The sequence below is a fragment of the Paucilactobacillus kaifaensis genome (assembly GCF_005405145.1).
GTDB lineage: Bacteria > Bacillota > Bacilli > Lactobacillales > Lactobacillaceae > Paucilactobacillus > Paucilactobacillus kaifaensis.
The window spans coordinates 142,431-154,712 of the sequence record NZ_BJDM01000001.1 but is presented as its reverse complement, the minus strand read 5'-3'; the positions used below and the strand labels follow the sequence as shown (position 1 = coordinate 154,712).

Here is a 12,282-nt window from a genome sequence, read left to right as displayed (position 1 = left end):
ATATCACAGTTGATGTGCTATGTTCTATACATAACTATATTACTAAGTTCAATGAAAGAGGGTACAAAATATGAAGTGGGTAAGCTTTGAAAATGGAACTACGATTGGCCAAACTGGTTCTGAAGGTGATGAGATTATTTATGATGAAATATTACCTAATACTGCACGAATAACTTTAGAACAAGGATCTGTAGTCTCAATTACTTGTGGAATATTTGGTACATTGGTAAATACTACTTTTGCCTCTAGCTTAGATGAGGGTAAAAAGAAGTATGATGCTATGAAATTAGCAATCGAGAATGCTCCTAATGATGATAGTTTAATGGAATGGTGTGATTGGTTTGTGAATAAATTTTAAAAATTTATTTCGGTTATGCTTATTGGGAGATGGAGCAATCTGAAATAATAGGATATTTTTAGGTGTAACTGAGAATAATCACCTATTATTTATTTGATAAAAGTGATAAATACGCAAATAAAATAAACACCTGGAAAAATAACCAGGTGTTCATTTTAATATCTTATTATATAATTATCGTTTATTCTTATTCGGCCAAAGTAAACAACTTGCACTATGAAGAATCATTCCTGTAAACATCATATACATTGCAAAGTCCATATGCATATTGAGCATACCAACCAGACCAATAAGATAGATTAGTAATTCAATTAAGTGAATTATTCGCATAGTTTGCCTCTAATCAACGCGTTCGATTTTACCAACAGCAATTGGCAGGGTAACATGAGCATCAAAGTCAGCTACCATTCCGGCAACTGTGTCTGGCAGTTTTAGGCTTTGTGGCACACCATGAATGTAAATCACACGTTTGTCTAATTGAAGCTCTTTACTGCCAAAAGCTGATTCAAAGTTTGCCTGTAATGTTTTCAATGGGACGACTTTGGTGTAGAAGAAGTGTCCGTTACCGTCTGATACTGGATAACGATCATGAGGGATATCCATATTTTCAGGTGCATCATCAAATGGAACCATGGTGGTGCCAGAGACGGGTTCAGTTTCCATCAAGTCAACAAAGCCATCGTGATTGACATCTTCTGCGGCTGTGGCGATATCAGCAGGTTTGTCATCTGGAAAACCATGAAAATGTTCCCAATGTTCAGTATTGGCTGGTGTATCAAACATTTCGATTGTGATGGTTAATTGATCACTGTCCTCCTCAAAGGTGGCTGTACCATGGGCGCTTGTACCGATCTTGTTATCGTTTAATGGAACAATATCTGCTTTATATTTAGTCAAAATGAAAATTCCTCCTTCAATTAATTACACTTAGTGTATACTTAAATAAAATTAAGTAAATTGATATATGTCAATTTTTGGGAGATTAGTAATGGAAAATCATTCTGCATTTGAATGTGTTCGCTCTGCACCAATATTTGTCGGGTTGGATGATGAAACAATTAATAAGTTGACGACAATTTCAACACATCAAGAAAATATTCCTGCTGGAACTACCCTTTATTCCGCTGGGTCTGATGTGGATCGGTTGCTGGTAGTCGATCAGGGACGCATAAAAATTTATCGCTTAGATGAAGATGGCCAAGAACAAATCCTTTATTTCTTGGACAAACACGCCGTTGATAGTGAAGCTGCGTTATTTACCGATTCAACGCACCAAAACTTTGCTGAGACGGTGGAAGATTCATTAGTTTGTTCCATTCGCAAATCTGATTTTCATGAATTGCTAAGTAAAACACCTTCATTAGCCGTTAGCATTATCAACGCGTTTGGTGACCGATTGACTGATCTAGAGAATCGTAGTGCGCGATATGGTACTCTTACAGCTCATGATCGATTAGCGCAGTATCTGGAAGATACTGCCGGTAGAGTCGGTAGTCGATATTTTAGACTGCCTCTGAGCAAGCGTGATTTGGCTAATTGGTTGAGTATCACACCAGAAACATTAAGTCGGCAGTTTACTAAATTAATTCAAGAGGATATGATCTCAATGTCAGGAAGAATGATTCAGCTGTTGTAATTTATCGGGGCAATAACATGTGAGTTTCAAGGAGAAATAATGTTTCACATGAAACTTTTGGGTCTAAAGATATAACTGTAGTAAAAGGAGTAGGGAAATAATGAAACACATTGTAACAGGAGTTGTTGCCCATGTTGATGCTGGTAAAACGACGCTATCAGAAGCATTACTCTATCGATCTGGTGAATTACGCCAATTGGGACGGGTTGATAATGGAGACGCATTTTTAGACACAGATAAACTGGAGAAAAAACGTGGGATTACGATTTTTTCGCATCAAGCTAAGCTCCAATATAATGATATTGAGTTGACGTTGCTTGATACACCGGGACACGTGGATTTTGCAACTCAAACGGAACAAGTTTTGAGTGTGCTGGATTATGCTATTTTAGTAATTTCTGGCACCGATGGAGTTCAAGGATATACCAGAACTTTATGGCGCTTATTGGAACGGTATCATGTGCCTACTTTTATTTTTGTGAATAAGGTGGATGCCAATGGTGTTGATAAAAAACAGATTATTGATCAATTACAAAGTGTTCTCTCCCCAGGGTGTATTGTATTTAAAACTGAAGAGACCAGCAATGATGATATTCCAACAGAAACGTATGAAGAAATTGCATTGCGAAATGACGATGTGTTAGAGCAATTTATGAACACTGGTAGCATTACCGATGATACAATTCGACAAATGATTGGCCAACGTGAAGTTTTCCCGTGTTTCTTTGGTGCAGCACTAAAACTGACTGGGATTGACTCGTTGATGAATGGATTGGAACGATGGACGAATGAGGCAAAAAAACAACCAGAGTTTGGCGCTCGGGTATTTAAAATATCACATGATGATAAGGGCGAACGGTTAACTTGGGTCCGAGTGACTGGTGATGCATTGCATTCTAAAGATGTTTTAGTAGATGATCAGAAAGCGAATCAATTACGAGTCTATAATGGTGCCAAATTTGTTATTTCCCAGGAAATTAAGGCCGGTGAGATTTGTGCGATTACAGGCCTTACTGACACTTATCCTGGTCAAGGACTGGGTAGTGAACTTGATGCTGTTACGCCAGAAATCCGTCCAGTCATTAATTATGCGCTTGATCCTAAGGGTAACGATATTCATGCTTGTTTAACAGCACTTCAACAACTTGAAGATGAAGATCCTCAGTTACATATTTCTTGGTCAAGTCATCTTCAGGAAATTCGTGTTCAGATCATGGGTGAAGTTCAATTAGAAATTATTCAGCAGATTATGTTAGAACGCTTTAAACTAACTGTTAGTTTTGGTAAAGGAAGTATTCTATATAAAGAAACAATTACGCAGGCCATTGAAGGAGTGGGCCATTTTGAGCCACTACGACACTATGCAGAGGTTCACTTACTTCTTCAGCCCGCACCGCGTGGGAGTGGATTAACGTTTGAATCTGATTGTAGTGTCGATGTATTGGGTAGTAATTGGCAACATCAAGTTTTGGTCAATTTGAATGCAAAGGAGCATCTTGGTGTTCTCGCGGGTGTACCAATCACTGATATGCGTATCACGCTTATTGGTGGTAAAGCAAGTATTGTCCATTCAGTTGGTGGCGACTTTAAAGAGGCAACTTGGCGGGCAGTTAGGCAAGGACTAATGATGCTTAAGAAAACTAAACACTGCCAATTGCTGGAACCTTGGTATCAGTTTCGATTAGAAGTTGGATCTGAACAGGTTGGGCGGGCCATTAATGATATTCAACGGATGCATGGTAGGTTTAATGCTCCCCAAGTGAATGCTACTGATGACATGGTAACTATCACTGGCGTTGCTCCAGTTTCACAAATGCAAAGCTATGCACAAGAGGTCCGTGCATATACGCATGGTCAAGGATTTTTGGAATGTATTATAGACGGTTATCAAGCTTGCCACAATGCTGCAGAAGTGATTGAAAGAATAAAATATGATCCAGTTGCTGATTTAGATAACACACCAGGATCAGTCTTTTGTGCCCATGGTGCAGGCTATCCTGTGCAGTGGAATGATGTTCCAAGTGCAGCGCATTGTGAATATGGGTATTCACCAGATGATTTAGTGAAAATGTCGCAATAAAGAACAATTTTCAGTTAATGAGATATTGAATACTTAACCAATCATATGAGGTCATAAATGGAAAAATTAAACTTTAATTTTACTGGTAATCCAGACAATGCCACTGCGATGGAGCGCTATATGCGAAATCGGTTTTCTTTTCTAGGCCTGAAAACACCCGAGAGAAAAAAACAGAGTAAGCCGTTACTTCAGACGAGTAAGTCTCGCGATATTACCACAATTCGCCAATGGATCGCGGAACTATATGCCCGTGATGCTCGCGAATATCAGTATATTGCCATTGAATTGGCAGATAAAAATATCAAAAAATTTCAATTGGCTGACATAATTTTTTTGCGGCAGTTTGTCACCAAAAAAAGCTGGTGGGATAGTGTTGATTCGCTACGGGCGGTCTTTGGTAAATACATTAAATTGCATCCAAATGATAAAGCGACAGTTTTTGCGTTATTTTATAAAAGTGACAATATGTGGGAACGGCGTACTTCCATTAATCTACAGTTGATGGAAAAAGAAAATACTGATACGAAAATGTTATCGGAATCGATTTTATTTGATCAGACCACGGATGAATTTTTTATTCAAAAAGCAATTGGCTGGTCTCTGCGTCAGTATGCCAAGACAAATCCTGACTGGGTGATTACGTTTTTAAACGAACATCAGCTAAGTAATTTAGCTGTGAGGGAAGCAACGAAACACCTTTGAAAATTTTAAAAATGAGTTTTATATGCATATAGATTGAGGGCGGGAAAATTTAATTATTTTCCCGCCCTCACATGTTTTACTATTCGATTTCTTGGCCAGCTGATTTTTGTGTTTCTGTTTTTGTATCTGTGACTGATTGCATTTTTCCTAAGACAGAACGAGCAATTGGGCCAACAACGATCAATTGCAGTGGTAGTGCAACGATAAAATTAAACCCCCAGGCATGTAGATAGCTGGCTAAACTTACATTATGCGCCATAATGATACCAAAAAGTGACATGCAGGTTACCATTCCGAGAACCATCATTACTGAAATAGTAATTCCAATTAAGACAACGTTTTTCTTCATGTAATCATTGATGATGTACTTGAAGGCGAGGCCTTTAGCAATTGGACCGACGATCAGCAGATCTAAAATAATCGCAACGAGCAAACCACCAGGGTATTCTGAAAGTGAATTTATGATGAATCCCTTAGTAAATCCTTGAACCAACATAACATTATAGCAAACCATCACGAAAACCATTAAGCCGGCCATGATAGCAGTAAAAACAACTTCTTCTTTTAAATTTCTTGGCATTTTATTTCTCCCTCTTTTTTTGAGCAACATTGGTTAGTATACAGGGATTGTGGGAGTTTCATAAGTTACGTTTATGTGTCATTTTTGTAAGGGCTTATATTACTTGAAATAAAAATTACATGTGAGTAGTACAATAATGCTTAGTAATAATATTTGGAATAAAGGGGTAGGCGTTGATTATGAAAATTGAAGAAGGATACATGCCATTTCGTGGCTATAAAACTTACTATCGTATTGTTGGTGAATCAAGCGCGGAAAAAGCTCCGTTATTATTGATTCACGGGGGACCGGGTTCGTCGCACAATTACTTCGAGTTAATGGATGACTATGCCGATACTGGCCGTCAACTAATTATGTATGATCAAGTTGGTTGTGGTAAATCATCACTACCAGATGATCCAGCAGTGTATGTGAAAGAAACGTGGGCAGAAGAGCTAATTGCTTTACGAAATTATCTTCACTTAGACGAAGTACATATGTTAGGCCAATCATGGGGTGGAATGCTAGAAATGTACTATTTAACTAGTTTTGATCCCCAGGGCGTTAAAAGTGTGATGATTGATGGCTCGCCAGCTTCTATCAAGCTATGGACGCAAGAACAACATCGGTTAATCTCATATTTAAGCTATGAAGATCGACAAGCGATTGCTGAAGCTGAACGGACTGGTGATTTCACGGGACCAAAGTATTTAGCGGCTAATGATCGGTATATGGAGCGCTATTGTTGGGATGATCCAGATGAAAATTCGCCAGAACCACTACGACGACCAACCAATGGGAAACGTGCAAGTTTGATTGCTGAGGGACCCAATGAGTTTACCGAAAATGGAACGATTAGTGATTTTGAGGTGACAGATCAGCTTAAAAATATTCATGTTCCTGTTCTTGTGACTAATGGGACTGATGATTTATGTACGCCATTAATCGCTAAGTCGGTTTATGATCATATTCCAGTTGCCAAATGGCACTTGTTTGCTAATAGCCGTCATTTGGCCTTATTGGATCAGCATGATGAATTTATTGATGTTCTCGATCACTGGTTAGCGGCAAACGACTAGTGCTTTTGATTAGGACTTGAAAGAGCCAGCATCGAAATTGATGTTGGCGTTTTGAATTTAATCAATAATATCAATATTATGCTCAGCATCTTTAGCAAACAGTTAACTTATATAAATTCTGCGCCAGTTACTAATGATATAATTGGATTACGGTTGGAACAATAGTTGTATTTGCGGTAGGTATTTTTATTTTCATGAAGTTACCTAATGCCGATTCTAGCGCAGAGGTCGCTGATTCTACCAGTTCTTCGTCATCTTCAAGAAGACCCACATCCTCAAGTAGTAAATCATCCAAAAACGAGAGTAGTACAGTTAGCGCATCAAAATCGGGCGACTTAACTGAGGAGCAGCAAAGTGAAGTTGAAAATCAGATGCTAAGTTGGGCTGATAGTCGCGCTAAAATAGGAAATATGACAGTTAGTGACTTTTATTTCGATCACGGAGCAGCTGGAGCCGGTGATTGGTATGCTAATAACACTGATGGTGAAATTCAGGTGCAAAATGAGGAAAACCCAGGCAAGAGTGGCTTTAAAATTCATGCGGTAGGTGGGCTATTTTTTTATACTGCCAAAGATGGAACTACTGGACGAGATGATCTAAAACCTAATGGAACTTTTTTAGTTTCTAATGATCAAGCTGCTAAGGGCGAACTACAACAGTTATTGGCTCAATATTAAATTATTTAAAGGGGTTATTGGAGACAGTTGGTAACCTAATAGGTAGAGAAAATGATGTCGCTAATCTTAATTATTTTAATTGCCCTGTTTGGTGCTTTAGTGCGAACAGTTTTTGGCTTCGGCGAAGCATTAGTAACGATGCCACTGTTGGCTCTAGTTGGGTTCAATTTGCAGGAGTCTACTGCTTTAATTGGAGCGTTAGGGTTGTTGGTAGCAATGCCGGCTACAATCAAATTTCGTGCCCATATCGATTTTGCTATTGTGTGTCGGTTGGTTATTGGATCATTATTTGGTGTCCCTGTCGGTATACTATTAATTAAAGTGATTGATACAAGTATGGTTTTACACCTATTGGGTTTGTTTTTGATTGGGTATGGTTTATATAATCTATTTAAAACTTTTCGACAACAATCAGGAAAAGCGTGGCTACGATCAAATGGCTGGGACTACTTGGCCGGGTTGATTTCTGGCGCTTTAGGAAGTGCTTATAACAGTCATGGTGTTCCGGTTGTGATTTATGGCACGCTTAAGCAGTGGTCGGTAGAGCAGTTACGTGGTATTTTACAAGCTCATTTTGTTTGCGTGGGTGTAATTGTGGTTGCAAGTCAACTTGTTTCAGGTTTTTGGACTAGTAAAGTAGTTTATTTGTTGTTAATAATTGTCCCTTTACTACTGATAGTGATCCCGTTTGGTAACTGGCTTGGTAATCATGTTTCACGTGAAACACTAGTTAAATATATTTACGTGTTGTTAATTGTTTTTGGTGGTTTGATGTTTTATCGCTAATAAATTTATTGAATCATCGATAACTTAGCTATAAATAAAATCATAATGATAAAAAAACTACTCTATTGCAGGTGCTATAGAGTAGTTTTTTGTATTCATAAAATTAATATCAGTCGTCCATCCAAGCATCGATAACCGGTGACCAGTCACCATGGTTATCATTTAATATTTTTGAATACTTTTTAGGCAGCTGCTTGGCAGCAATTTCAACCAATGGCTTATAATATTCGTCCACAAATAAATCACCAGCGGTTGCTTCTTCGCCAGCAGCAAAGGCAGTCATTGATTCGAGTAAATCAGTTCGCGGTTTGATTAAATCATCGTCAACATCATAAAAGTGAAGTTTACCTTTTACTTGAAATGGTTCGACTGGAACGGCAGTGCTCACATGCCACTGGTAATTGCCATCGCTATTTTGTTTAGCAGATACTCTATCGATATTCACGATGGCAAGGGCATAACCATGCGCAAAGTATAAGCCAAACTCGGTATCTGATGGTGTTCCAGAAGAAACTAGCAAGAATTGTTTGATTTGCTGCGGTGGTGTCCATGATCGGTACTCGATCGTTTTATTACCAAGTAAAATTTGTTCTGCGTAAGGGTTTTTAATGGACAAAGCTTTCATGCCGGGCACTCCTTTAAAGATTGTATTTTTAACTAGTAAACACTAGTGAACCAACAAAATCAACTGCAACAAAAAACTACCACAACTTAAAGATGTGGTAGTGTAAGATGTTATAGTCTTTTTCGTTTAACTGCTCGGTCGACAATCATCGAAGCGACAATTGAAACGGTAATCAAACTAACAATGACAATCAAGGAAGCAATGTTGGAGATGTGAAAGCCAAAGTGAAAGTAATGATCGGCTTCATTTAGTAACATTTTGAAACCAATAAACGCCAAAATTAGTGACAACGCATATTTGATGTAACGGAACAATGGTAAAATTCCGCCGATCGCAAAGTACAATGATCGTAATCCCATAATTGCAAAAATATTAGAAGTAACCACGATAAAGCTATTTTGGGAGACTGACAATACAGCGGGGATGGAATCAACTGCGAAGATCAAATCCGATGCCTCAATGAATAGTAGCGAAATGAAAAACTGTGTGGCAAAGGTTTTACCGTCCACTTTAACAAAAAATTTTGCGACAGTTGCATTTTCCTTGAATGGAAACAGGCGTCGAAGAGTCTTAATGATGATGTTGTTATTTAAGTCGCCGGATTCGTCTTTTTCAAACAGCATCCGAACACCGGTAATGATCAGGAACAAACCAAAGACAATCATCAACCACTTAAACTTATCAAGTAGCACGACTCCGGCAAAAATGAAGATTACTCGCATAACTAAGGCACCAAAAACGCCCCAAAATAGTAATCGGTGCTGGTACTTAAGATCAATTTTGAAAAAGTTAAATACCAAAATGAAGATGAAGATATTATCGATACTTAACGATTTTTCCAGTAAATAAGCAGTGATAAAATCGAGTGCCTGATGCCCATCGGCTATTAACCAAATGCCACCGGCAAAGGTGAATGCTAATCCAATCCAAAATGCGCTCCAAAGTAGGGATGACTTGATAGTTGGCGCTTCGTTGGTCCGGTGAAACACACCTAAATCAAGTGCTAGCATTACAATAATAAACGCAAAAAAACCAATCCAATAACCCAAACTTACTTCCAAATGGATTCCTCCTGTTTAATGTGTAAAATTAGTAGATGTCAGCAATCTGTGATTGTACTGCTTCGTGAGCCATGAATTCATCGTAACTAGTATCAGCACGGTCAACAATACCTTTAGGACCAACCTCAACAATGTGGTTAGCAATTGTTTGAATAAACTGATGATCATGACTAGTAAACACTAATGATCCCGCGAAATCAACTAGAGCGTCATTCAAACTAGTAATGCTTTCTAGATCTAAGTGATTAGTAGGGTCGTCTAATAATAGGACATTGGCTTTAATCAGCATTAGTTTTGATAAGTAGCTTCGAACTTTTTCACCACCGGACAAAACGTTAACCTGTTTCAAAACTTCTTCACCGCTGAACAACATTTTACCTAAGAAACCGCGCAAAAATGTGTTGTCGCTTTCTTCTTTGCTGGCAAATTGACGCAACCATTCTAAGATGTTCAAACGATCATCACTAAATTCAGGATTCAAATCCTTAGGCATGTATGAACGGTTTGTGGTCACTCCCCAGGTAATCGTGCCAGTGTCCGGCTCCATTGTTCCGGCAATAATTTGCATTAAAATGCTAGTAGTTGCATCCGAACGAGAAATCAGCGCCGTTTTATCGCCTGGTTGTAAAATAAAGCTAACGTTGTCTAGTACTTTTTCACCATCAATGGTTTTGCTGACATTTTCGACGCGTAACAGGTCATTGCCTAGCTCGCGTTCTGGCGTAAACTTAATGAACGGGTATTTACGTGAGCTAGGTTTAATGTCATCTAATTCAATTTTTTCTAATTGTTTTTTACGAGAAGTAGCTTGTTTTGATTTAGAGGCGTTAGCTGAAAAACGAGCTACGAATTCTTGTAATTGCTTGATTTGTTCTTCTTTTTTTGCATTTGATTGTGATCGTAACTGTTGTGCCAGTTGTGAACTTTGAATCCAAAAGTCGTAGTTACCGACAAATAGTTCAATCTTACCGAAGTCCACATCACAGATGTGAGTACAAACAGAGTTTAGAAAGTGACGGTCATGACTGACAACTAAGACGGTGTTTTCATAATCAGCCAAGAAATCTTCTAGCCAACTGATGGTTTGCGGATCCAAACCATTGGTTGGTTCGTCTAGTAATAAGACATCGGGCTTACCAAATAGTGCTTGGGCTAATAAGACCTTAATTTTTTCATTTTCAGATAAATCTTTCATCAGGCTTTGGTGTTGAGCTTCTGCAATTCCTAGTGATTGTAGTAGTTGACTTGCGTCACTTTCGGCATTCCAGCCGTCCATTTCAGCAAATTCACCTTCTAGTTCCGCAGCTTTCATCCCGTCTTCATCAGAGAAGTCTGGTTTAGCATAGAGAGCGTCTTTTTGCGTCATAACTTGATATAGTTTCGTGTAGCCTTGTAAGACTGTGTTGAGCACAGTTTGATCATCAAAGGCAAAGTGGTCTTGCTTTAAGCTACTCATACGTTCGTTTGGTCCCATCGATACGGTCCCAGATGTGGGTGTAAGCTTACCCTCTAAGATCTTTAAAAATGTTGATTTGCCAGCGCCGTTAGCACCAATGATGCCATAACAGTTACCGGGCGTAAACTTCAAATTGACGTCTTCATATAGTTTACGATCAGAAAACGACATTGACACGTTATTAACAGTTAACAAACTCTTACCTCACTTTAATTTAATTACTCATAGTTGCATGTTTTAGACCGTTCCTCCATATTAGCAGATAAGATTAAATGGAACAATGATATAGTATTGTAAGTTATATATATTATAAAAAAATTTTTTCTATGATTACTATCAGATCAAATTCATTCAGGGCCTGACGTTGAACAGCCGTGTTTATTAAGAATACTATGCGATAAATATTAAAAGAGGTTAGACAAAATTATTTTTTGCCTGACCTCTTTATCATAAGTTTTTTAAGTTGTGGTTGAACTATTTTATTGTGCTGTGTATCCACCATCAACAACGAACTCAGAGCCAGTTGCGAATTTGGACTCATCTGAAGCTAAATAGATACAAATATAAGCAATATCATTTGGTTCACCGAGATGACCCATTGGTGTTTTTGTTCGATCTGACATAGCTGCTTCGGCACCAGGGATATTATCAACTAATGGAGTTTTGATATAGCCAGGGTGAACAGTGTTAATTCTAACACCGTAGTCCTTGAGGGCACAATCAATAGCTGCTGACTTAGACATAATTCGAACGGCGCCCTTAGAAGCGTTATATGCTCCTAAGTTTGGATCACCAACAAAACCTTCAATTGATGACATATTAATAATTGAAGCACCGAGGTTCTTGTTTTTCATGCGTTGAATTGCAAGTCGGGTTCCAAAAAAGACACCGTCTAGGTTAATTGACATCAGTTTACGCCAGGTTTCGGTTGAAGTTTCTTCAATAGAACCAGTTAAACCAACACCAGCGTTGTTTACCAAAGTAGAAACGGGACCATATAACTTTTCGGTTGTATCAAAAAGTTCTGTCCATCCATCTTCATCAGAAGCATCGTGCTTCACAAAAGTAACAACATCTGGTCCGCCAATTTCTTTTGCGGCTTTTTCGCCCACATCAGCATGACGACCGGTAATAACCACTTTGGCGCCTTCTTCAACGAACTTTTGGGCCACAGCAAAGCCAATTCCAAGAGTTCCTCCAGTTACGATTGCAACTTTTCCATTTAAACGATTACTCATCTGCAAAGACCTCCCATTTATTATA

13 protein-coding genes are annotated in these 12,282 nt (G+C 38.5%); 7 read left to right on the top strand and 6 right to left on the bottom strand.

Features of this window, described 5'->3' with window-relative positions:
- The first annotated feature begins 70 nt into the window (after positions 1–70).
- Positions 71–358 (top strand): hypothetical protein, encoded by a 288-nt coding sequence (locus FFM51_RS00685; protein ID WP_137596743.1) that lies wholly within the window; start codon positions 71–73, stop codon positions 356–358.
- Between the two features lie 339 nt (positions 359–697).
- On the opposite strand, the gene FFM51_RS00680 is transcribed toward FFM51_RS00685, so the two are convergent.
- On the bottom strand, positions 698–1,258 hold the full coding sequence (locus tag FFM51_RS00680) for a hypothetical protein (protein ID WP_137596742.1): 561 nt from the start codon (positions 1,256–1,258) through the stop codon (positions 698–700).
- A gap of 88 nt (positions 1,259–1,346) precedes the next feature.
- On the opposite strand from FFM51_RS00680, the gene FFM51_RS00675 reads away from it, so the two are divergent.
- The 3 genes from FFM51_RS00675 to FFM51_RS00665 all read left to right on the top strand — a co-directional run bounded on the left by FFM51_RS00675 (position 1,347) and on the right by FFM51_RS00665 (position 4,776).
- Positions 1,347–1,994 (top strand): Crp/Fnr family transcriptional regulator, encoded by a 648-nt coding sequence (locus FFM51_RS00675; protein WP_170999528.1) that lies wholly within the window; start codon positions 1,347–1,349, stop codon positions 1,992–1,994.
- A gap of 100 nt (positions 1,995–2,094) precedes the next feature.
- The gene (locus FFM51_RS00670; RefSeq protein ID WP_137596740.1) at positions 2,095–4,074 is read left to right on the top strand and encodes an elongation factor G; all 1,980 of its coding nucleotides are present in this window, start codon (positions 2,095–2,097) and stop codon (positions 4,072–4,074) included.
- 57 nt (positions 4,075–4,131) lie between these two features.
- Entirely contained in the window at positions 4,132–4,776 is a 645-nt protein-coding gene (locus FFM51_RS00665; protein WP_137596739.1) for a DNA alkylation repair protein, read from the top strand.
- Positions 4,777–4,855: 79 nt separating this feature from the next.
- Here FFM51_RS00665 and FFM51_RS00660 read toward each other — a convergent pair whose 3' ends face one another.
- Positions 4,856–5,356 (bottom strand): DUF2798 domain-containing protein, encoded by a 501-nt coding sequence (locus tag FFM51_RS00660; RefSeq protein WP_137596738.1) that lies wholly within the window; start codon positions 5,354–5,356, stop codon positions 4,856–4,858.
- A gap of 179 nt (positions 5,357–5,535) precedes the next feature.
- Between FFM51_RS00660 and pepI the strand changes: the two genes are divergently transcribed.
- The 3 genes from pepI (at position 5,536) to FFM51_RS00645 (ending at position 7,877) form a co-directional block, all read left to right on the top strand.
- Entirely contained in the window at positions 5,536–6,414 is an 879-nt protein-coding gene (gene pepI / locus FFM51_RS00655; protein ID WP_137596737.1) for a proline iminopeptidase, read from the top strand.
- A gap of 194 nt (positions 6,415–6,608) precedes the next feature.
- Positions 6,609–7,091, top strand: coding sequence for a hypothetical protein (locus FFM51_RS00650; RefSeq protein ID WP_137596736.1), 483 nt, complete (start codon positions 6,609–6,611; stop codon positions 7,089–7,091).
- 54 nt (positions 7,092–7,145) lie between these two features.
- A complete protein-coding gene (locus FFM51_RS00645; protein WP_137596735.1) occupies positions 7,146–7,877 on the top strand; it encodes a sulfite exporter TauE/SafE family protein in 732 nt (243 codons plus the stop codon).
- 109 nt (positions 7,878–7,986) lie between these two features.
- Here the strand turns inward: FFM51_RS00645 and FFM51_RS00640 are convergent, their stop codons facing one another.
- The 4 genes from FFM51_RS00640 to FFM51_RS00625 form a co-directional block, all read right to left on the bottom strand.
- Positions 7,987–8,502 (bottom strand): ASCH domain-containing protein, encoded by a 516-nt coding sequence (locus FFM51_RS00640; protein WP_137596734.1) that lies wholly within the window; start codon positions 8,500–8,502, stop codon positions 7,987–7,989.
- 110 nt (positions 8,503–8,612) lie between these two features.
- Entirely contained in the window at positions 8,613–9,563 is a 951-nt protein-coding gene (locus tag FFM51_RS00635; RefSeq protein ID WP_137596733.1) for a TerC/Alx family metal homeostasis membrane protein, read from the bottom strand.
- Between the two features lie 28 nt (positions 9,564–9,591).
- The gene (locus FFM51_RS00630; RefSeq protein ID WP_137596732.1) at positions 9,592–11,214 is read right to left on the bottom strand and encodes an ABC-F family ATP-binding cassette domain-containing protein; all 1,623 of its coding nucleotides are present in this window, start codon (positions 11,212–11,214) and stop codon (positions 9,592–9,594) included.
- A gap of 284 nt (positions 11,215–11,498) precedes the next feature.
- Positions 11,499–12,257 (bottom strand): NADP-dependent (R)-specific alcohol dehydrogenase, encoded by a 759-nt coding sequence (locus tag FFM51_RS00625; protein ID WP_137596731.1) that lies wholly within the window; start codon positions 12,255–12,257, stop codon positions 11,499–11,501.
- Between the last annotated feature and the right edge of the window lie 25 nt (positions 12,258–12,282).